The sequence below is a fragment of the Stenotrophomonas maltophilia genome (assembly GCF_047782825.1).
Taxonomy (GTDB): Bacteria; Pseudomonadota; Gammaproteobacteria; order Xanthomonadales; family Xanthomonadaceae; genus Stenotrophomonas.
Genome location: NZ_CP180589.1, coordinates 4,477,633 through 4,498,232, shown reverse-complemented (window position 1 = coordinate 4,498,232; position 20,600 = coordinate 4,477,633). Strand labels below are relative to the sequence as shown.

The following is a 20,600-nucleotide window of genomic DNA, read 5'->3' as shown; positions in this document are numbered from 1 at the left end:
TCTTACGCCACCTTGGCCCCATCCAGGAAGTCCTGGGCGAAGCGCTGCAGCACGCCGCCGGCCTCGTAGATCGCCACTTCCTCGTCGCTGTCCAGGCGGCAGGTGACCGGCACGACCACGTCCTGGCCGTCACGGCGGTGGATGACCAGGGTCAGCTCGGCACGCGGGGTGCGCTCGCCAACCACGTCGAAGGTCTCGGTGCCGTCGATGCCCAGGGTCAGGCGGGTGGTGCCCGGCTTGAACTCCAGCGGCAGCACGCCCATGCCGATCAGGTTGGTGCGGTGGATGCGTTCAAAACCTTCGGCCACGATCGCTTCCACGCCGGCCAGGCGCACGCCCTTGGCGGCCCAGTCACGCGAGCTGCCCTGGCCGTAGTCGGCACCGGCGATGATGATCAGCGGCTGCTTGCGGTCCATGTAGGTCTCGATCGCTTCCCACATGCGCATGACCTTGCCCTCCGGCTCCACGCGCGCCAGTGAGCCCTGCTTCACGCTGCCGTCGTCGTTGCGCACCATCTCGTTGAACAGCTTCGGATTGGCGAACGTGGCGCGCTGCGCGGTCAGGTGGTCACCTCGGTGGGTGGCGTAGGAATTGAAGTCCTCTTCCGGCAGGCCCATCTTCGCCAGGTATTCGCCGGCGGCGCTGGAGGCCATGATCGCGTTGGACGGCGACAGGTGGTCGGTGGTGATGTTGTCCGGCAGCACCGCCAGCGCACGCATGCCAGACAGCGTGCGCTCACCGGCCAGCGCCCCTTCCCAGTACGGCGGGCGGCGGATGTAGGTGCTCTGCGGGCGCCAGTCATACAGCGGGCTGACCGCGGCGCCATGCTCCACGCGCACGTTGAACATCGGGTTGTAGACCTTGCGGAACTGTTCGGGCTTCACCGAAGCCTTCACCACCGCGTCGATCTCAGCGTCGCTCGGCCAGATGTCCTTCAGGCGCACCTCGTTGCCGTCGGCATCCACGCCCAGCACGTCCTTTTCGATATCGAAGCGCACGGTGCCGGCGATGGCGTAGGCGATCACCAGCGGCGGCGAGGCCAGGAAGGCCTGCTTCGCATACGGATGAATGCGGCCATCGAAGTTGCGGTTGCCCGACAGCACGGCCGTGGCGTACAGGTCACGGTCGATGATTTCCTGCTGGATCTTCGGGTCCAGCGCACCGCTCATGCCGTTGCAGGTGGTGCAGGCGAAGGCGACGATGCCGAAGCCGAGCTGCTCCAGGTCCGGCAGCAGGCCGGATTCTTCCAGGTATAGTTGCACGGCCTTCGAGCCCGGTGCCAGCGACGACTTCACCCACGGCTTGCGCTGCAGACCGCGCGCGTTGGCGTTGCGCGCCAGCAGTGCGGCAGCAATGACGTTGCGCGGGTTGGAGGTATTGGTGCAGCTGGTGATGGCGGCAATGATCACCGCGCCATCGGGCATCAGGCCCTGCGCCTGCTCGGCCTTGCCCGCCTCCAGCTTGGCTTCGTCGGCAATACCGCGCTCGGCCAGCTCGGCGGTAGCCACGCGCTTGTGCGGGTTGGACGGGCCGGCCATGTTGCGCACCACAGTGGACAGGTCGAAGCGCAGCACGCGCTCGTACTGCGCGGTAGCCAGGTCATCGGCCCACAGGCCGGTGGTGCGCGCGTAGTTCTCCACCAGCGCCACCTGCGCTTCCTCGCGGCCGGTCAGGCGCAGGTAATCGATGGTCTGCCCATCGATATAGAACATCGCGGCGGTGGCGCCGTATTCGGGGCACATGTTGGAAATGGTGGCGCGGTCACCGATGGTCAGTGCCGCGGCACCCTCGCCGAAGAATTCAAGCCACGCACCGACCACGCGCTCCTTGCGCAGGAACTCGGTCAGGGCCAGCACCACGTCGGTGGCGGTGATGCCCGGCTGCGGGCGGCCGCTCAGTTCCACACCGACGGTGTCGGGCAGGCGCATCCACGAGGCGCGGCCCAGCATCACGTTCTCCGCTTCCAGACCGCCAACACCAATGGCGATCACGCCCAGCGCATCCACGTGCGGGGTGTGGCTGTCGGTGCCCACGCAGGTATCGGGGAAGGCCACGCCGTCCTGCACGTAGACCACCGGGGACATCTTCTCCAGGTTGATCTGGTGCATGATGCCGTTGCCCGGCGGAATCACGTCCACGTTCTGGAACGCCAGCTTGGTCCAGTCGATGAAGTGGAAACGGTCTTCGTTGCGGCGATCTTCGATCGCGCGGTTCTTCTCGAATGCCTGCGGGTCGAAACCACCGCATTCCACCGCCAGTGAGTGATCGACGATCAGCTGCACCGGCACCACCGGATTGACCTTGGCCGGGTCGCCGCCCTTGTCGGCGATCGCATCACGCAGGCCGGCCAGATCCACCAGCGCGGTCTGGCCGAGGATGTCATGGCAGACCACGCGTGCCGGGAACCACGGGAAATCCAGGTCGCGGCGGCGCTCGATCAGCTGTGTGAGCGAATCGGTGAGCGTGGCCGGGTCGCAGCGGCGCACCAGGTTCTCGGCCAGCACGCGCGAGGTGTACGGCAACGTGGCGTAGGCGCCGGGCTGGAGCGCGTCGACGGCGGCGCGCGCATCGAAATAGTCCAGCGTGCTGCCGGGGAGGTTCTTGCGGTAATCGGTATTCATGGGCTGGCGGAGTACTTGAGGCGGGCCGGGTGCCGTCGAAGCGGCAACGAAGGCATCCGGCCGGCACGCGGCCGGCCGGATGGGTACAGCAGGTGGATCAGGCGCGCTTGTCGATGGCGACGAACTCGCGGTCTTCCGGGCCGGTGTAGTTGGCACTCGGGCGGATGATCTTGCCGTCGATGCGCTGCTCGACGATGTGCGCGCTCCAGCCGGCGGTGCGGGCGATCACGAACAACGGGGTGAACATCGCGGTCGGTACGCCCATCATGTGGTAGCTGACGGCGCTGAACCAGTCCAGGTTCGGGAACATCTTCTTGATGTCCCACATCACCGTTTCCAGGCGCTCGGCGATGTCGTACATCTTCATGCTGGACTGTTCTTCGGACAGCTCGCGGGCCACGTCCTTGATCACCTTGTTGCGCGGATCGGACACGGTGTAGACCGGGTGGCCGAAGCCGATCACCACTTCCTTGCGCTCGACGCGGGCCTTGATGTCTTCCTCGGCCTCATCGGGGTTGTCGTAGCGCTTCTGCACTTCGAAGGCGACTTCGTTGGCGCCGCCGTGCTTGGGGCCGCGCAGCGCGCCGATGCCACCGCAGATCGCGCTGTACATGTCGCTGCCAGTGCCGGCGATGACGCGGCAGGCGAAGGTGGAGGCGTTGAATTCGTGCTCGGCGTACAGGATCAGCGAGGTGTGCATCGCCTTCACCCACGAATCCTGCGGCTTGTCACCGTGCAGCAGGTGCAGGAAGTGGCCGCCGATGGAGTCGTCGTCGGTTTCCACGTCGATGGCGCGGCCGTTGTGGCTCCAGTGGTACCAGTACAGCAGCATCGAGCCGAGGCAGGCCATCAGCTTGTCGGCGATGTCACGCGCGCCGGGGTGGTTGTGGTCATCCTTTTCCGGCGCCACGCAACCGAGCACGGACACGCCGGTGCGCATCACGTCCATCGGGTGCGCCGACGGCGGCAGTTCTTCCAGCGCGGCCTTCACCGCAGCCGGAATGCCGCGCAGCGACTTCAGCTTGGCCTTGTAGGACACCAGCTCGGCGCGGGTCGGCAGCTTGCCGTGCACCAGCAGGTAGGCGATTTCCTCGAACTCGCTGGTGTTGGCCAGGTCCAGGATGTCGTAGCCACGGTAATGCAGGTCATTGCCGCTGCGGCCCACGCTGCACAGCGCGGTGTTGCCGGCAGCGGTGCCGGACAGGGCGACGGACTTCTTCGGCTTGAAGGTCGGGGTTGCGGTCGTATCGTTCATGTTTTCCCTCCGAAAACTGATGGTGCAGGGTACTGCTTATTTCTTGGCGGCGAACAGTGCATCGAGCTGCTGCTCGAAGGCGTGGTAGCCGATGCGGTCGTACAGCTCTTCACGCGTCTGCATGCTGTCCACCACGTTGCGCTGGTGGCCATCACGGCGCACGGACTGGTAGACGTTCTCGGCGGCCTTGTTGGCGGCTCGGAAGGCCGACAGCGGGAACAGCTGGATGGCCACGCCGGCCGAAGCCAGTTCGTCGCGGCTGAACAGCGGGGTGGCGCCGAACTCGGTGATGTTGGCCAGCACCGGCACCTTCACCGCATCGACGAAGCGGCGGTAGGTATCCAGATCGTAGGCGGCCTCGGCGAAGATGCCGTCGGCACCGGCCTCGACACAGGCGACGGCACGTTCGATGGCCTTGTCCACGCCGTCCACCTGGATGGCATCGGTGCGGGCGATCAGGAAGAAGTCCGGATCGGTCTTGGCATCGGCAGCGGCCTTCACGCGGTCGACCATTTCACCCTGCGAGACGATTTCCTTGCCCGGGCGGTGGCCGCAGCGCTTGGCGCCGACCTGGTCTTCGATGTGGCACGCCGCGGCGCCGGCCTTGATCAGCGACTTCACGGTGCGGGCGATGTTGAACGCGCTCGGGCCGAAGCCGGTGTCGATGTCGACCATCAGCGGCAGGTCGCAGACATCGGTGATGCGGCGCACGTCGATCAGCACGTCTTCCAGGGTGTTGATGCCCAGGTCCGGCAGGCCCAGCGAGCCAGCGGCAACGCCGCCGCCGGACAGGTAGATGGCGCGGAAGCCTGCGCGCTTGGCCAGCAGGGCGTGGTTGGCGTTGATCGCACCGATCACCTGCAGCGGCGATTCGGCAGCCAGCGCCTCGCGGAAGCGGGCACCGGCGGAGAAGGGAGTGGAAGCGGTCATGCGGCAATCCAGGTTGGGAACGGGATACAGGGCGCAAGCACCATGCCAACCTGCAAGCGGTTGATTTCAAAGGCATGACCGCCCTGAAACGATGAAACATATGAAACACTGAAACAGATGTATCATGAAACATCGCCCACCGCTGCCGCTGCCATGTACCTGCCCCGCTCGCCCCTGCGCCATGCCGATGCCGACCCCGGCCGCCCGGTCATCTGGACAGTCAGCGTCTCGCGCCTGACCGGCCTGCTCGGCGATGTCATTCCCGAGTTCGACCGCCGCGCCCGCATCGAGCAGATCAACCTGGGCTTCGAGGAGGCCGTGGAGGTGATCGGCCAGCGCCTGCGCCGCGAGCATTGCGACGTGGTGATTGCCGGCGGCTCCAACGCGGCCTGGCTGCGCGGCCGGCTGGAGCTGCCGCTGGTTCCGATCCAGGCCAACGGCTTCGACCTGATGGAGGCACTGGCGCGTGCGCGCCGCATCGCCAGCCGCATCGGCCTGGTCACCCACGCCAGCGACGTGCCGGTGTTCAGCAATTTCCAGCAGAGCTTCGGGCTGGACATCGAACATCGCCGCTTCGTCACCCGCGAAGATGCGCGCGACTGCATCGCCGATCTGCGCGCCAACGGCATCGAGGTGATCGTCGGCACCGGCATGGCCATCGACCACGCCGAACAGATGGGCCTGCCCGGCGTACTGCTGTACTCGGCCGATTCGGTGCGGCAGGCCTTCGAGCACGCGCTGGAACTGACCCAGGCCCTGGCCCGCTCCGGTGGCAGCCGACCGGCCATGCGCCGCCGCGCCGCACCGCGCAGTGATGCGCATGCCCTGCTGGGCGACAGCGAGCCCATGGCCAGCGTGCGTGCGCAGATTGCGCTGTACGCCCCGCATGAAAGCACCGTACTGGTCACCGGCGAAACCGGCACCGGCAAGGAACTGGTCGCGCGTCAACTGCATGCAGCCAGTGGCCGTCGTGGCCGCTTCGTGGCGCTGAACTGCGGTGCGATCAGCGAATCGCTGCTGGAAGCCGAACTGTTCGGCTACAGCGATGGTGCCTTTACCGGCGCACGCCGGGGCGGCCGCGTCGGCCTGGTCGAAGCCGCCGACGGCGGCACCCTGTTCCTGGATGAGATCGGCGAACTGCCGCTGCCGCTGCAGACCCGCCTGCTGCGGGTGCTGGAAGAACGCGAAGTGCTGCGCGTGGGCGCCACCGAACCGACCCCGGTGGACCTGCGCGTGGTGGCCGCGACCCTGCAGTCACTGGAGCAGCGCGCTGCGGCCGGCAGTTTCCGCCGCGACCTGTACTACCGGCTGGCCGCACTGCGAATCGCCCTGCCCGCGCTGCGCGCACGCCGCAGTGACATCCCGCTGCTGGCGCAGCATTTCTTCCGCCAGCTGCGTGGCATCGATGCGCCGCTGGATGAGGATGCGCTGGCCATATTGTCTGCGGCCGGATGGCCCGGCAATGTGCGCGAACTGCGCAACCTGGTCGATCGCCTGCGCATCCACTGGCAACCCGGCGAAGGATTGATCGGCGCCGCGCGACTGCTGCAACTGGCGCCCGAGCTGATGCGCGAGGGCACCCCTGCCCTGCCGGCGGAAAGCAACGGCAGGCGCCCACCACGCACGCAGCTGGAAGCGCTGCTGCAGGAACACCGCAATGACCGCGAAGGCATGGCCCAGGCGCTGGGCGTGTCGCGCACCACGCTGTGGCGCTGGCTGCGCGCGGAGGGTTTGTAGAGTCGAGCCATGCTCGCGTTCTGTAGAGGCGAGCCATGCTCGACTACAAAACGCCAGTCGAGCATGGCTCGACTCTACAGATGACAGGTCAGCTACGCCGCGCCCAGCGCGCCTCGAAAGCGAACCGGCCACTGCCCACAGCCGCAACCCATGACAGCAGCACACCCAGCGGCACTTCGCTCAGGTAGAAGAACCAGCTCAGCCAATCCGGCACGCTGAGCCCGGCAGGAATGCGCGCGATGCCGTCGGTCAGCGCCGCCACCACGCAGATCGCCGCCAGCAGCAGTGCCGAAGGGCGGCTCAGAAGCCCCAGCACCAGCAGACCACCGGCAATCCATTCAATGGCCCCCAGCACCGGCGCGCTGAACACCGGGAACGGAACGCCCGCATCCACCAGCGTGTGCACCATGCGCTCGCGGCCGGCCTCGGTGAACACCTTGTTCCAGCCGGACACGCTGAACATCACCCCGGCCACGATGCGCGCGGACAACAGCAACAGACCTTCAATACCACCGCGCGGGGATGGCACGGCAAACAGGCAACGCCAGGACGGCATGGCAACTCCGGAACAGGGAACATCGGCCGGAGTGTGCCCAATGACCGCCTGCTCGCAGATGAAGCTGGCCGGTCCATTGGCGACATTGCGTTCCTGACAGAACCACAGGAGTGGAAGGTAGGCCTGATGAACGGTGTCGTGCTTGCTCCCAGGCAGTTCCGCATCCGCGTTCATATCGCGGCCCTGACCATGGCCTGCATGGCGCTGGTGGCGATCCTGCTGATCGGATGGGGATGGATCGCCACCCGCGAGCGGCTGGTGGTCGATGCCGGGCAGCGCGCCGTGCAGGATTCGGCACTGCTGCGCGAACAGGTACGCCTGCAGCTGGCGCCCGCGCAGGCCGCCCTGCGCCAGATCGCCAGCGGGCACCTGCCAGCCACCACCGACGAGGCCAGCCGGCTGCACAGTGTCGGCACGCTGCTGGCGGCCCTGGGCTCCACCCCGCTGGCCGCGTCGGCCTACGTGGCCTACCCCAATGGCGACCTGCTGCTCGCCCGCCGCCTGGCCCAGCCCGGCCTGCGCCAGCAGGTGGGCGCACCGGCAGGCGCGGCCTTCCTGGTGCAGACCATCAGCCAACAGGCCGATGGCACCCGCCTGGGACACTTCCACTATCTGGATGCGGACGCCCGGCTGCTTCAGGCCGCGCCGCGCCCGGACTACGACTTCGATCCACGCACCCGCCCCTGGTACCGCCTGGCCCGCCAGCACCCTCGCGATCTGCAGTTCACCGCGCCCTACCGGTTTGCGACCACGCAGCAGCTGGGCGTGACACTGAGCGAGCAGGCGACCTCGGGCGACGCCGTGGCCGGCATCGACGTGGCACTGGATGACCTGGCCCAGCTGCTGGTGGCATTGCGGGCCACGCCGGGAACGCGGCTGGCGCTGCTGCAGGGCGCGGGCCATGTGGTGGCGTCCACGGCGCCGCTGCAGGGGCCAGGCCGCGACCAAGCCCCCACCCTGGACGCCATCGATGAGCCCCAGCTGCAGCAGCTGCTGGCCGGCCCTCATGCACCGGGAACACCGCGCGTGCTGGACATCGACGGGCAGCAATGGATCGGCCTGCACACCCGGATGGACATCGGCCACGGTGGCAGTTTCGAGCTGATGCAGGCCGTGCCGCTGGACGAACTGTCCGCCGACGCGCGCCGCCGGGCGCTGGACAACATCGCGCTGGGCGTAGGCCTGTCGCTGCTGCTGTTGCCGTTGGGCTGGACGGCTGGCCGCGCCATCGGGCGGCACCTGGGCAGCCTGCAGGCACGCAGCCTGCGCATCGCGCGCTTCGATTTCTCCGGCGGCGCCCTGCCGCGCAGCCATATCCGCGAAGTGAGCGAGCTGTCCCTGGCCATCGAGCACATGGGCCAGACCATCGAAGCCTTCCTGAACCTGACGGAGAAGCTCGCCACCGAGCCCAGGATGGAACAGATGCTGCAGCAGGTGCTGGCCGAGCTGGCCCGTGCCACCCAGTCGAACGGCGCGGCGGTCTATCTGTGGGAGGCCAGCACTTCCTGCATGACCCACACCGCGCGTGCCGGCACCCTGCTCCGGCCGCTGCCAACCACGTTTGCCTACCCGCCACTGCCGGCCCTGCATGTCGAACTGCCGCCGGGCAGCCCGCACCGGCACCTGGACCTGGAACTGCGCGGCCGCCAGGGTGACCTGCAGGGCCTGCTGGCCCTGGAATTCCAGGCCGATGATGCACATTCAAGCGCCGCCTTCGAGCGTTTCGCGCGGCGCCTGTCCGGCATGCTGGCCGTGGCCATCGAAACCCGCCAGCTGGTGGAAGCGCAGCGCCGCCTGTTCGACGCCCTGATCCAGCTGCTGGCCGATGCCATCGATGCGAAGAGCCCGTACACGGGGGGCCACTGCGAGCGCGTGCCGCAGATGACCATCGAGTTCGCCAACCGCCTGGAGGCCACCGAAGAAGGCCGTTACGCCGATTTCCACATGAACGACAACGAACGCGAGGCGTTCCGCCTGGGCGCCTGGCTGCACGACTGCGGCAAGGTGACCAGCCCGGAACACATTGTCGACAAGGCAACCAAGCTGGAAGTCATCCGCAACCGCATCCACGAGGTGCGCCTGCGTTTCGAGATCCTCTGGCGCGACGCCGAACTGGCTGCCGCACGCGGACAGTCGGACACCGCGCAGATGCAGGCGCGCCAGCGGCAGCTGCAGGAGGATTTCGCCTTCGTGGCCACCTGCAACCTGGGCGGTGAGTTCCTGGCCGATGAAGCCATCGCCCGCCTGCACGCCATCGGTGCGCAGACCTGGCAGCGCCACTTCGATGACCGCCTGGGCCTGTCCACTGCGGAACTGCGCCAACTGGAGACGATGCGCCCGCAGGCGCCGCCGCTGCCGGCGGAGACCGCCCTGCTGGCCGATCTTCCCGAACACCGCGTGCACTGGGACGAGGACCGGCCCGCGGTGGAAGCGGGCGACCCGCGCAATACGCTGGGATTCGACATGAAACTACCGCCCTGCCAGCAGGACATCGGCGAACTGCACAACCTCGGCATCCGGCGCGGCACCCTTACCGACGAAGACCGCTTCAAGATCAACGACCACATCGTGCAGACCTACATCATGCTGAAGGATCTGCCCTGGCCGCCGGGGCTGGAACGGGTGCCCGAGCTGGCCGCCACCCACCACGAACGGCTGGATGGCAAGGGCTACCCGCGGCGCCTGCCGGGCGAGCAGCTGGGCGTGCTGGACCGGGTGATGGCCATGTGTGATGTGTTCGAAGCGCTTACCGCCGCGGACCGGCCGTACAAGAAGCCCAAGGCCATGAGCGAGACCCTGAAGATCATGGCCGCGATGTGCAACGAACAGCACCTGGATGCGGACCTGTTCCGCTACTTCCTGCACCAGGGCCTGTGGCGCGACTTCGCCGCGCGCTTCATGACTGCCGGCCAGCAGGATGCAGTGGATGTGGACGCCGTCGATGCGATGCTGGCAGCGCCCGCACCACGGTGATCGAACGCGGCGCCGGGCCTGTCTTACGGATACAGCAGGCGCTTGCTCCAGCGCCCTTCGGCACCGGCTTCATAGCACCAGCGCTCGTGCAGGCGGAACTGCGCGCCGTACCAGAACTCGATCCGGTCGGGCACCACGCGCAGGCCGCTCCAGCCGTCCGGGCGCGGCACGTCCTTGCCTTCGAAACGTGCTTCGACTTCGGCCACGCGCGCATCGAACGCCTCGCGCGTTGCCAGCGTCTGCGACTGCAGCGACGCCCAGGCACCGATCTGGCTCATGCGCGGGCGGCTGGCGAAATAGGCATCGGCTTCGGCATCGGCCACCTGCTCGACGCGGCCTTCGATGCGCACCTGGATGCCGGCTTCGCGCAGGCTGCGCCACAGGAACAGCAGCGCCGCCTGCGGATTGGCCTGCAGCTCCTGGCCCTTGTGGCTGTCCAGGTGGGTGTAGAACACGAAGCCGCGCTCGTCGAAGGCCTTCAGCAGCACCGTGCGCGCGGAGGGGCGGCCCTGCGCGTCGGCGGTCGCCACGGTCATCGCGTTCGGCTCCACCTCGCGGCTCTGCTTGGCCTCGTCGAACAGGGCGGCAAAGGTGGACAGGGCTTCGGCGTACAGGTCGCTCATGGTTCGCTTCTTCTCACACGGATTGGGCTATTGTGGCGGCATGGTTGCTGCTGCGTACATGCCCCAGGTGAAAGGATTCCCGGAAACGCTGGCCGAGCAGGCCTTGGACGATGTGCTGGGCAGCGGCGCCGCAGTGCCAGTATTGGCGATCAGCGGGCTGCAGGGGAGCGGCAAATCGACGCTGGCCGCGCAGGTGGTGGCGCGGGCGAAGGCACGTGGCCTGAACGCGGCGACCCTGTCCATCGACGATGTCTACCTGACCCGCGCACAGCGCCAGCGGCTGGCCCGCCAGGTGCATCCGCTGCTGATCACCCGTGGCCCGCCCGGCACCCACGACCTGCCGCTGGCGCACGCGGTGCTCGACGCGGTGGCCGCACGCCAGCCGCTGGCCCTGCCGCGCTTCGACAAGCTGGCCGACGAACGCCTGCCCCAGGACCAGTGGCCGCAGCTGCAGCAACCGCTGGACCTGCTGGTGTTCGAGGGCTGGTTCCTGGGCACGCCCGCACAGGACGACGCGGCCCTGGACACCCCACTGAACGCACTGGAACGTGAGGCCGACGCCGACGGGCATTGGCGGCGCTGGTGCAACCAGGCCCTGGCCCGCGACTACCCGGCCCTGTGGCAGCGCTGCGACCGCCTGTGGTTCCTGCAGCCGCCGGATTTTTCGGTGGTGCCGCGCTGGCGCTGGCAGCAGGAGCAGAACCTGCAGGCCGCCCAGCCCGGCCGCCACGGCATGAGCCGCCCCCAGCTGGAGCGCTTCGTGCAGTACTACGAACGGGTCAGCCGGCAGGCCCTGCAGGCGCTGCCCACGCTGGCCGACCATGTAGTGGTGCTGGACGGCCAACGCCAGGTGCAGGCGGTGCGCTGAACCCGCCTACTCCACCAGGAAGGTGATGCGCAGGTTGACCCGCCATTCGGTGATTTCGCCGCTGCCATTGGTGACGACCTTGGTTTCGTTCACCCAGGCGCCCTGGATGCCCTTGACCGTCTCGGAAACCTTCTTCAACCCGCTGCGCACGGCATCCTCCACGCTCTTGGGCGAGGAGGCGGTGATTTCGATGACCTTGGCGACCGACATGGCGCGTACTCCGGTTGGCGCGGGAATTCCCGCGGGAACGCCCACCCTGACGTGAAGAACGTAAAGGCCGGGGCACGGAGGTGTTAGCATCAGAGGGCATGAATCCTGCTCCGAACCTGATCCTGATCGGCCCGATGGGCGCCGGCAAAACCTGCATCGGCCGCCGCCTCGCCGAGCGCTTCACGCTGGACTTCGTCGATGTCGACCAGGTCATCGTCGACGCCGCCGGGGCCAGCATTCCCACCCTGTTCGAACACTCCGGCGAAGCCGGCTTCCGCCAGCATGAACGCGAGGCCCTGGCCCGCGTGCTGGAAGGCCAGGGCCAGCTGGTCTCCACCGGCGGTGGCGCGGTGCTCGATGCCGGCAACCGGGCCCTGATCGCCCAGCGCGGCTTCGTGGTCTACCTGCGGGTGAGCGTGGCCGCCCAGCTGGACCGCCTGGCCCGCGACAAGGGCCGGCCGCTGCTGCAGCGCCCGGATCGCGAACAGGTGCTGCATGATCTGGCCGCCGCCCGCGATCCGCTGTACCGCGAACTGGCCGACCTCACCCTCGATACCGACCCGTACACCGCTGCCGACGCCACGGCCCAGCTTGTGGTCAAGCTGGCCACGCAATGGCAGCGCCAGGACCTGACTGCATGACCTCCCCCGCCCTGCTGCAGGTCGCCGTTGGCGGCGACCGCCCCTACACCATCACCATCGGCGCCGGCGCCCAGGCCGACGGCGCTGCGCTGGCCGCGCACGTGCGCGGCCGCCATGTGCTGCTGCTCAGTGACAGCGAAGTGGCGCCGCGCTATCTGCCGGCGCTGAAACAGGCCCTGCTGGCTGCACGCCCCGACCTGATCGTGGGCGAACACGTGCTGGCCGCCGGTGAGGCGTCCAAGACCCTGGCCGAGTTCGGCCGCGCGATCGAAGCCCTGGCCACGCTGGGCGCCACCCGCGATGCCTGCGTGTTCGCCCTGGGCGGCGGCGTGGTCGGCGACCTGGCCGGTTTCGCAGCGGCCTGCTGGATGCGCGGCGTGGACTGCGTGCAGCTGCCGACCACCCTGCTGGCGATGGTCGATTCCTCGGTGGGTGGCAAGACCGCCGTGGATATTCCGGCCGGCAAGAACCTGGTCGGCGCCTTCCATCCGCCGCGCGCGGTGATCGCCGATACCGGCGTACTGGTTACCCTGCCGCCGCGTGAACTGCGCGCGGGCCTGGCCGAAGTGGTGAAGTACGGCGCGCTGGGCGACGCGGTGTTCTTCGAATGGCTGCAGCAGCATGCCGATGCCCTGGTGGCCGGTGATGAAAGCGCGCTGGCCGAGGCGATCGCACGCAGCTGCCGGCACAAGGCCGCCATCGTCGAGCGTGACCCGTTCGAAAAGGGCGAGCGTGCCCTGCTCAACCTGGGCCACACCTTCGGCCATGCCATCGAGACCGAGCAGGGCTATTCGGCCCCGGGCCGCGATGCGCTCAACCATGGCGAAGCCGTGGCCGTGGGCATGGTACTGGCGGCACAGCTGTCCACCCAGCTGGGGCTGGCCGACGATGCCGACCGCGCGCGCCTGCAGGCGCTGCTGGAACGGCTGGGCCTGCCAGTGGCGATCCCCGCCGGGCTGGACCCGCAGGCGCTGCTGGGCCGCATGCGGCTGGACAAGAAGAACGTGGCCGGCCGCCTGCGCCTGGTGCTGTGGCGGGGCATGGGCCGTGCCGAAGTGGTGCCGGACGTGGACGAGGCGGCGGTGCTGAAGGTGCTGTCGGACCGCTGATCCCGGCCGCTGTAGAGCCGAGCCTATGCTCGGCTGTCCCCCGATGACCCGATGAAGCGCAGCCGAGCATGGGCTCGGCTCTACAGGTCCGTGTCGTCCCGGGGCGATACAATCGGGGCCATGCACGTCTACCTGCAACATCCCGATGCCGGTGCGCAGGCACCGCGCTTCCTGCGCCTGAGCCTGCAGCCGGACCTGTTCGGCGGCTGGGAGCTGCTGCGCGAGAGCGGCCGCGTCGGTGGCCGCTCGCAGCTGCGGCGCGAGCTGTTCCTGCAGGCCGACGAAGCCCGCCATGCCTTCGAGAAGGCCCGCGATGCCGAACTGCATCGCGGCTTCCAGATCCTTTCGCACGGCGACTGACGCCGCTGCCAACTTTCGCCCAAGGAATGCCCATCGTGACCAGCCCCCTCCGCAACGATCGCCTGCTGCGCGCCCTGCGCCGCGAACCGGTGGACTGCACGCCCGTCTGGCTGATGCGCCAGGCCGGCCGCTACCTGCCGGAATACCGCGCGACCCGGGCCAAGGCCGGCAGCTTCCTGGCCATGGCCAAGAACCCGGAGATCGCCTGCGAAGTCACCCTGCAGCCGCTGCGCCGCTTTCCGCTGGACGCCGCCATCCTGTTCTCGGACATCCTCACCATTCCCGATGCGATGGGCCTGGAGCTGTACTTCGTCGAAGGCGAGGGCCCCAAGTTCCGCCACCCGGTGCGCGATGAAGCCGCCATCGCCAGGCTGGCGGTGCCGGACATGGAACAGGACCTGGGCTATGTGATGGACGCGGTGCGCCTGATCCGCCGTGAACTGGACGGCCAGGTGCCGCTGATCGGCTTCTCCGGCAGCCCGTGGACGCTGGCCTGCTACATGGTGGAAGGCGGCGGCAGCAAGGATTTCGCGCGCATCAAGGCGATGGCGCTGAACCACCCGCAGGCCCTGCACCGCCTGCTGGAAGTGACCACCGACGCGGTGATCGCCTATCTGGGCGCGCAGCGTGCCGCCGGTGCGCAGGCGCTGCAGGTGTTCGACACCTGGGGCGGCGTGCTGTCGCCGGCCATGTACCGCGAATTCTCGCTGCGCTACCTGCAGCGGATTGCCGAAGGCCTGAAGCGCGGCGAAGGCAGCGAGCGCACGCCGCTGATCCTGTTCGGCAAGGGCACCGGCCTGCATCTGGAAGCGCTGTCGCAGACCGGCGCCGATGCGCTGGGCCTGGACTGGACCCTGGATCTGGACGAGGCCCTGCGCCGCACCGGTGGCCGTGTGGCGCTGCAGGGCAACCTGGACCCGACCACGCTGTACGCCTCGCCCGACGCGATCGCTGCCGCTGCCGCGCGCGTACTGGACACCTATGCCGCCGGCAACGGTGGTTCGCGCGAGGGCCATGTGTTCAACCTGGGCCATGGCATGTCGCCGGACATGGACCCGGCACACGTGCAGGTGCTGGTCGACGCAGTGCACGCGCACAGCCAGCGCTGAACCCTGCCAGCGGTCACGGCGCGGCATTGATCGCGCCGTGACCTGCATTGCGCGATCATGGCGGCCCCACGCTGCACCGGCCCCCACGCCATGTCCGAACCGTCGCCCACCGGCGCGCCCTCGCCCGACACCCCCGCATCCGCTGCCGAATACGCCCGCTTCCGCCCCCTGCTGTGGCTGGTCTCGCTGGCGATCTTCATGCAGATGCTCGATTCGACCATCGTCAACACCGCGCTGCCGGCGATGGCCAGGAGCCTGGGCGAAAGCCCGCTGCAGATGCAGTCGGTGGTGTTCAGCTACGCACTGGCCGTAGCCACCTTCATTCCGGCTTCCGGCTGGATCGCCGACCGCTACGGCACCCGCCGCACCTTCCTGGTAGCGATCATCCTGTTCACCCTCGGCTCGCTGGCCTGTGCCCTGGCCCAGCATCTGCACCAGCTGGTGGGCGCACGCGTACTGCAGGGCATCGGCGGCGCGATGCTGCTGCCGGTCGGCCGCCTGGCGGTGATGCGTTCGGTGCCGCGCGAGGATTTCCTGCGCGCGATGAGTTTCATTGCCATTCCCGCGCTGGTCGGCCCGCTGATCGGCCCGACCCTGGGCGGCTGGCTGGTCGAAATCGCGTCGTGGCACTGGGTGTTCCTGATCAACCTGCCGATCGGCGTGATCGGTTTCATCGCCGCGATGAAGATCATGCCCGACCACTACGCCAGCCACCGTACCCGCTTCGACCTGCGTGGCTACATCATGCTGGCCTTCGCGATGGTGGTGCTGTCGTTGGCGCTGGACGGCATTTCCGGCCTGGGCACACCGCACGCACTGATCATGCTGATGACCGTGGCCGGCCTGGCCGCACTGGTGGGCTACTGGCTGCATGCGGCGAATTCGACGGCACCGCTGTTCTCGCTGGCGTTGTTCCGCGTACCCAGCTACCGCATCGGCATCCTGGGCAATCTGTTTTCGCGCATCGGCAGCAGCGCCATGCCGATGCTGATCCCATTGCTGCTGCAGGTCGGCCTGGGCCTGGGCCCGATGAACGCCGGCCTGATGATGGTGCCCGTAGCCGCTGCCGGCATGGTGTCCAAGAAGCTGGCGGTGAAGCTGGTCGAACAGTACGGCTACCGCCGCGTGCTGATGATCAACACGGTACTGGTGGGCCTGGCGATGGCCAGCTTCATCCTGATGACCCCGGGCCAGCACCTGGCCTGGCGCCTGCTGCAGCTGGCCTTCTTCGGCGCGGTCAATTCGCTGCAGTTCACCGTGATGAACACCGTAACCCTGCGCGACCTGGACCGCGAATTCGCCAGTTCCGGCAACAGCCTGCTGTCGATGGTGATGATGCTGGCCGCCGGTTTCGGCGCCGCAGCCGCGGGCAGCCTGCTGGCCGCGTTCGGCACGCATCTGGAGGGCCACGGCGCGACGGCGGCGCTGCATGCAACGTTCATCTGCGTGGGGGCGATCACGCTGACCTCGACGATGATTTTCTGGCAGCTGCCGGACACGAAGCCGGAACCGCGGCAGGTCGAGTCTGTGGCGGAGTAGGTTTTTTTTGCAGGGCTGCGCCCTGCACCTGCTACAAGCCAGATCAACGTCAACGTCAAAGGCGGCTCTGGTTTTCTGTGTGTTGGGCGGGGCGGTGTGGGTGGGCAGGACACGCCGTAAACCCGTCCCTGGGGGCTCGTAGGCGCCATCCATGACGCCTGCGGTCCTGCCCACCCACACCGCCCCACCCCCGACAGTTTCCCGCGGCGGTTGGTAACGGCGGCTGTTGGTAGGTGTCGACCTTGGTCGACACGATTTTTCTCTCAGATATCGAAATTCATCTGGGGTCGGAGCCCGTTCTCCGACAGATCGCGGAAATCTGTCGAAGGCGGGGTGGGTCCGGTGGCAGGGGCGTGAGCCGCATGGATGCGGCGACCGAGCTTACATGGACGTACTTGCAGCGTCCCCTGCCACCGGACCCACCCCGCCATCCCACGGAAAGCACGCCTTTGACGTTGACGTTGATCCAGCAGGTGCAGGGCTGCAAGCCCTGCAGAAAACCCTACCTACCCAATACGCGTGCGATCGCTTCCACCAGCAGTTCCCCAGTCACCGGCTTGCGCAGGAACCCGCAGATGCCCGCCGCCTGCACCTGCCCCTGCAGGTCCGCATCGGTTCGCGCAGTCACCGCCAGCAGCGGCAATGTGTAGCCCTGGTTGCGCAGGTGCTGGGCCAGTTCGAAGCCACTCAGCCCCGGCAGATCCAGATCCAGCAGGCCAACGTCGAAATCACCCGCGCTGATCTCGCGCAGCGCGGCCAGGGCGTGGCCGGCATGCACCACCTGGTGGCCACGCGAGCCGAGCAGGCCGATCATCACGTCGGCCACCGTGGCGTCGTCCTCCACCAGCAGCACGCGCAGCGAAGGCATGTTCGCCGCCGCGTCGTCACCGCCGTCGGTCTCGTTCGCTTCGCCGGCGGCGCCCTGCTGCAACGGCAGCGGCAGGCTCACTTCGAAACGGGTGCCACTGCCCAGCTGGCTGTCGACGCGGATCCGGCCCTGCATCGCCTGCGCCAGTTCGCGGCAGATCGCCAGGCCCAGGCCGCTGCCGCCGTACTGCGCGGCCGTGCGCGCGCCTTCGGCCTGTTCGAAGCGGCGGAACAGGCGCTGCTGCTGTTCCTGGCTGATGCCCGGGCCGGTGTCGCTCACCTCGAAGTGCAGCCCGCGCGGGCCATCTTCGCAGCGCGCGTGCAAGGTAATGGTGCCGCGGCTGGTGAACTTCACTGCGTTGGACAGCAGGTTCAGCAGGATCTGCCGCACGCGCATCGCATCACCGGTGGCCTGCAGGCCAGCCGGCAGCTGGTTGTCCAGCACGAAGCGCAGGCCCTTCTGCGCCGCCAGCGGCCCCATCAGCGCAGCCAGGTCCTGAAGCAGGCTGTTCAGGGCGAAGGGCTTGGACTGCAGTTCCAGGCGCCCCGATTCGATGCGGGCCAGATCCAGCGCATCGTTCACCAGATGCAGCAGGTGCTCGCCGGCATGCCGGATCGACTGCGTATAGCCGCGCTGCTGTGGGTCCAGCGGTGAGGACAGCAGCAGCTCGCTCATGCCCAGCACGCCGGTCATCGGCGTGCGGATCTCATGGCCCAGGTTGGCCAGGAAGCGGGTCTTGGCCGCCGAGGCCTGTTCGGCCAGTTCCTGCTTGTGCAGGGCCAGCTGATAGGCATGCTTGCGCTGCAGGCGGCGGCGGTACAGCCAGGCGAACCAGCTGGTCAGCAGCAGGGCGATGGACGCCAGCACCAGCAGGCCGGACAGGCTGCGCCACCAAGGCGGCTGCACGTGGAATTCCAGGGTCTGCACCCGCGACCAGACGTGGTCGGCCGAGCGTGCCTGCACTTCCAGCCGGTAGGCGCCCGGCGGCAGGCGCGAGAACAGACGCTCGCCGGCCGGGCCCACTTCCACCCAGTCCGGGTCGTAGCCGGCCAGGCGGTAACGGTAGGTGTTGGACGCCGAATCGGCGAAGGACAGCAGACGCGCGACGATGCGCAGATCGCGGTCACCGTCGGCAATCTGCAACGGCGTGTCGTGGGTCAGGTCCAGCACCTGCTCGTTGCGGCGCACCTCCACCCGTTCGATCACCAGCGGTGCGCGGCGGGTCGAGGGCCGCACCAGTTCGGGGTCGAAGGACACCACGCCGGCCGGCGTGCCGGCCACCATCCGCCCGGAGGCCGTGGCGATCAGCGTGTGTTCGCGGAATTCCTGGCTGGGCAGGCCATCATGCACGCCATACAGGCGCACGCTCTGGCCATCGGCGCCGACGCGGATCAGGCCGCGCGCACTGGTGGCCCATGCCACGCCCTGCGCATCGACCACCAGGCCCGATGCGGAAATGGCCGGATAGCCCTGCTCCGCGCCGACCACGGCCTGCCGCTCCAGGCGGCCATTGCTCCAGCGGTAGCGCGACAGGCGGCCATCCTCGGACAGCCAGACTTCGCCATTGCCCCCCACGTGCATCGCGTACACGGCGGTGGCCGGCGCCCCGGGCACCGGCTGGAAACGCTGCGCTTCCGGCAGCCACTGCAGCAGGCCGCGGCTGCTGGCCAGCCAGATCCGGTCCTGCGGCCCGCATTCCACGTCCAGGTTCAACTGCCCCGACTGCAGACCGCTGTGGCCGTTTTCGAGCTGGCGCCGCAGGTGCCCGTCCAGGTCGCGCTGCTGCAGGCCCGAGGGCAGCATCAGCCACAGGCTGTCGCCATCGCAGGTCATCATCGCTTCGACGGTGCCTTCCATGGTGGCGTCGGCGCCGGCATCGCGTCCCCAGCGACGCATCTCGCCATTGCGCGGGTCGTAGCGCACCAGCGCGTCGGTGGACCCCACCCAGACCCGCCCCCGGCGGTCCTCGCGCACCGAGGTCAGCCAGTGGATGCCGTTGACGAAGGTGCGGTGCTGCTCGATGGTGCCGGTGCGCGGGTCGAAGCGGTCCAGCGCGCCATGGCTGCCGACGGTCCACACCCCGCCATTGGCCGAGGGGCTGGTGCCGAGCACATAGGAATTGCGCAGCGAGGACGGGTCATCCTCCAGCCGCGAGAACACGGCGAACTGCCACCAGCGCGGCAGCAGGTGCCACAGGCCGGCATTGGTGCTGGCCAGCCAGATGCCGCCTTCGCGGTCTTCATAGGCGCCGGTCCAGTTCGGCCGCACCAGGCCGCGGGCGATGGCGCTGTACAGCGGCACGGTCTGGTACTGCCCGTCCACTGCACGGCCCAGCCCGGAACGGGTATCCAGCCAGTGCCCACCCTGCTCGTCGCGCAGCATCATGCCCAGCACCTGTTCGCCGGCCGGCAGCGGCCACGGCGGTGCTTCGAAATGGCCATCCGGGCGGCGCACGGTGGCGCCGGCCAGGCTGCTGATCCACAGGCTGCCATCGGGTTCGGCGGTGAGGCCGTTGATCAGCATGCCCGGCACGAATTCGCTGCTCAGGCGCTCGAAATCGGTGCCGGTCCAGCGCGCCACGCCATGCTTGGTGCCCACCCACAGGCTGCCGTCGGGCAACGTGGCCAGGTAGGGAACCGAGGTGGCGGGAACGCTGCGGGGATTGTCGGCTTCAGGCAGGAAGCGCTGCAGGTGGTCGTTGTTGTCCAGCCGGTAGAGGCCGCCTTCGTGGGTGCCGAACCAGATCGCGCCATCGGGCGTGGCCGCCAGGCTCCACACGGTGTTGCTTCCCATCAACGGCTGGCTGCTGCGGTCGTAGAAGCGCAGCTGGCGGCGGTCGGCCGACATCCTCACCAGGCCGGCATTCTCGGTGCCGATCCACAGCTCGTTCTGGGCATCGACCAGCACCGTCCAGATGCGGTTGTCGCGCAGGCCATCCTCGGAACGCCAGATGCGGTAGTTGCGCCCGTCGTAGCGGGCCAGGCCATCGTTGGTGGCGATCCACAGGTAGCCGTAACGGTCTTCGGCCATGCGGTTGACGGTGTTGGACGGCAAGCCATCGAACACGGTCACCTGGCGCGGGGTTGGCGGCACCGGCTGTGCGGCGGCAGGCACCAGGGCGCACAGGAGGATCAGCAGCAGCGTCGCCGCCCGCAGATACGCCACCGATTGCCTCCTCATGCTGCCTGTAGATGGTGCCCG

Annotated in this window: 15 protein-coding genes; 8 read left to right on the top strand and 7 right to left on the bottom strand. The window is 68.3% G+C overall.

Translation table 11 applies throughout. The annotated features are described in order from the left end of the window. Positions 1-2: 2 nt before the first annotated feature. From acnD to prpB, 3 genes are all read right to left on the bottom strand, one after another. A complete protein-coding gene (acnD, locus tag ACM2ZB_RS20585) occupies positions 3-2,621 on the bottom strand; it encodes a Fe/S-dependent 2-methylisocitrate dehydratase AcnD (protein WP_416056793.1) in 2,619 nt (872 codons plus the stop codon). Positions 2,622-2,718: 97 nt separating this feature from the next. Continuing rightward, positions 2,719-3,876, bottom strand: coding sequence for a 2-methylcitrate synthase (gene prpC, locus ACM2ZB_RS20580; protein WP_079222802.1), 1,158 nt, complete (start codon positions 3,874-3,876; stop codon positions 2,719-2,721). A gap of 36 nt (positions 3,877-3,912) precedes the next feature. Next, positions 3,913-4,806 (bottom strand): methylisocitrate lyase, encoded by an 894-nt coding sequence (gene prpB, locus ACM2ZB_RS20575; RefSeq protein WP_416056792.1) that lies wholly within the window; start codon positions 4,804-4,806, stop codon positions 3,913-3,915. Between the two features lie 153 nt (positions 4,807-4,959). Between prpB and prpR the strand changes: the two genes are divergently transcribed. Continuing rightward, positions 4,960-6,543 carry a propionate catabolism operon regulatory protein PrpR gene (gene prpR / locus ACM2ZB_RS20570; RefSeq protein ID WP_416056791.1) on the top strand — a complete coding sequence of 528 codons (1,584 nt, stop codon included), beginning with the start codon at positions 4,960-4,962 and terminating at the stop codon, positions 6,541-6,543. An 88-nt stretch (positions 6,544-6,631) separates the two neighbouring features. On the opposite strand, the gene ACM2ZB_RS20565 is transcribed toward prpR, so the two are convergent. Next, a complete protein-coding gene (locus ACM2ZB_RS20565; protein ID WP_416056790.1) occupies positions 6,632-7,099 on the bottom strand; it encodes a DoxX family protein in 468 nt (155 codons plus the stop codon). Positions 7,100-7,225: 126 nt separating this feature from the next. On the opposite strand from ACM2ZB_RS20565, the gene ACM2ZB_RS20560 reads away from it, so the two are divergent. Then, complete coding sequence (locus ACM2ZB_RS20560) at positions 7,226-10,072, top strand: HD domain-containing phosphohydrolase (RefSeq protein WP_416056789.1); 2,847 nt, start codon at positions 7,226-7,228, stop codon at positions 10,070-10,072. 23 nt (positions 10,073-10,095) lie between these two features. On the opposite strand, the gene pdxH is transcribed toward ACM2ZB_RS20560, so the two are convergent. Further along, positions 10,096-10,695 carry a pyridoxamine 5'-phosphate oxidase gene (gene pdxH, locus ACM2ZB_RS20555; RefSeq protein WP_416056788.1) on the bottom strand — a complete coding sequence of 200 codons (600 nt, stop codon included), beginning with the start codon at positions 10,693-10,695 and terminating at the stop codon, positions 10,096-10,098. A 40-nt stretch (positions 10,696-10,735) separates the two neighbouring features. On the opposite strand from pdxH, the gene ACM2ZB_RS20550 reads away from it, so the two are divergent. After that, positions 10,736-11,563, top strand: coding sequence for a kinase (locus ACM2ZB_RS20550; protein ID WP_416056787.1), 828 nt, complete (start codon positions 10,736-10,738; stop codon positions 11,561-11,563). A 6-nt stretch (positions 11,564-11,569) separates the two neighbouring features. Here ACM2ZB_RS20550 and ACM2ZB_RS20545 read toward each other — a convergent pair whose 3' ends face one another. Next, positions 11,570-11,773: a dodecin family protein gene (locus ACM2ZB_RS20545; RefSeq protein ID WP_313442210.1), complete on the bottom strand. Its 204-nt coding sequence runs from the start codon at positions 11,771-11,773 to the stop codon at positions 11,570-11,572. Between the two features lie 98 nt (positions 11,774-11,871). On the opposite strand from ACM2ZB_RS20545, the gene ACM2ZB_RS20540 reads away from it, so the two are divergent. From ACM2ZB_RS20540 to mdtD, 5 genes are all read left to right on the top strand, one after another. Further along, positions 11,872-12,414: a shikimate kinase gene (locus tag ACM2ZB_RS20540; protein ID WP_313442212.1), complete on the top strand. Its 543-nt coding sequence runs from the start codon at positions 11,872-11,874 to the stop codon at positions 12,412-12,414. Next, entirely contained in the window at positions 12,411-13,523 is a 1,113-nt protein-coding gene (aroB, locus tag ACM2ZB_RS20535) for a 3-dehydroquinate synthase (RefSeq protein WP_416056786.1), read from the top strand. The genes ACM2ZB_RS20540 and aroB overlap by 4 nt, the downstream gene beginning before the upstream one ends. Positions 13,524-13,643: 120 nt before the next feature. Further along, positions 13,644-13,883: a WGR domain-containing protein gene (locus tag ACM2ZB_RS20530; protein ID WP_019660053.1), complete on the top strand. Its 240-nt coding sequence runs from the start codon at positions 13,644-13,646 to the stop codon at positions 13,881-13,883. Between the two features lie 26 nt (positions 13,884-13,909). Further along, on the top strand, positions 13,910-14,992 hold the full coding sequence (gene hemE, locus ACM2ZB_RS20525; protein ID WP_416056785.1) for a uroporphyrinogen decarboxylase: 1,083 nt from the start codon (positions 13,910-13,912) through the stop codon (positions 14,990-14,992). A 90-nt stretch (positions 14,993-15,082) separates the two neighbouring features. Further along, positions 15,083-16,531 (top strand): multidrug transporter subunit MdtD, encoded by a 1,449-nt coding sequence (mdtD, locus tag ACM2ZB_RS20520; protein WP_416056784.1) that lies wholly within the window; start codon positions 15,083-15,085, stop codon positions 16,529-16,531. A 502-nt stretch (positions 16,532-17,033) separates the two neighbouring features. Here the strand turns inward: mdtD and ACM2ZB_RS20515 are convergent. Further along, positions 17,034-20,564, bottom strand: coding sequence for an ATP-binding protein (locus ACM2ZB_RS20515; RefSeq protein WP_416056783.1), 3,531 nt, complete (start codon positions 20,562-20,564; stop codon positions 17,034-17,036). Positions 20,565-20,600: the final 36 nt, after the last annotated feature.

What these genes read in the sequence shown, in the direction of transcription:
- acnD (WP_416056793.1), bottom strand. Translation starts at nt 2,621, where the DNA reads ATGAATACCGATTACCGCAAGAACCTCCCCGGCAGCACGCTGGACTAT.
- prpC (WP_079222802.1), bottom strand. Translation starts at nt 3,876, where the DNA reads ATGAACGATACGACCGCAACCCCGACCTTCAAGCCGAAGAAGTCCGTC.
- prpB (WP_416056792.1), bottom strand. Translation starts at nt 4,806, where the DNA reads ATGACCGCTTCCACTCCCTTCTCCGCCGGTGCCCGCTTCCGCGAGGCG.
- prpR (WP_416056791.1), top strand. Translation starts at nt 4,960, where the DNA reads ATGTACCTGCCCCGCTCGCCCCTGCGCCATGCCGATGCCGACCCCGGC.
- ACM2ZB_RS20565 (WP_416056790.1), bottom strand. Translation starts at nt 7,099, where the DNA reads ATGCCGTCCTGGCGTTGCCTGTTTGCCGTGCCATCCCCGCGCGGTGGT.
- ACM2ZB_RS20560 (WP_416056789.1), top strand. Translation starts at nt 7,226, where the DNA reads ATGAACGGTGTCGTGCTTGCTCCCAGGCAGTTCCGCATCCGCGTTCAT.
- pdxH (WP_416056788.1), bottom strand. Translation starts at nt 10,695, where the DNA reads ATGAGCGACCTGTACGCCGAAGCCCTGTCCACCTTTGCCGCCCTGTTC.
- ACM2ZB_RS20550 (WP_416056787.1), top strand. Translation starts at nt 10,736, where the DNA reads ATGGTTGCTGCTGCGTACATGCCCCAGGTGAAAGGATTCCCGGAAACG.
- ACM2ZB_RS20545 (WP_313442210.1), bottom strand. Translation starts at nt 11,773, where the DNA reads ATGTCGGTCGCCAAGGTCATCGAAATCACCGCCTCCTCGCCCAAGAGC.
- ACM2ZB_RS20540 (WP_313442212.1), top strand. Translation starts at nt 11,872, where the DNA reads ATGAATCCTGCTCCGAACCTGATCCTGATCGGCCCGATGGGCGCCGGC.
- aroB (WP_416056786.1), top strand. Translation starts at nt 12,411, where the DNA reads ATGACCTCCCCCGCCCTGCTGCAGGTCGCCGTTGGCGGCGACCGCCCC.
- ACM2ZB_RS20530 (WP_019660053.1), top strand. Translation starts at nt 13,644, where the DNA reads ATGCACGTCTACCTGCAACATCCCGATGCCGGTGCGCAGGCACCGCGC.
- hemE (WP_416056785.1), top strand. Translation starts at nt 13,910, where the DNA reads ATGCCCATCGTGACCAGCCCCCTCCGCAACGATCGCCTGCTGCGCGCC.
- mdtD (WP_416056784.1), top strand. Translation starts at nt 15,083, where the DNA reads ATGTCCGAACCGTCGCCCACCGGCGCGCCCTCGCCCGACACCCCCGCA.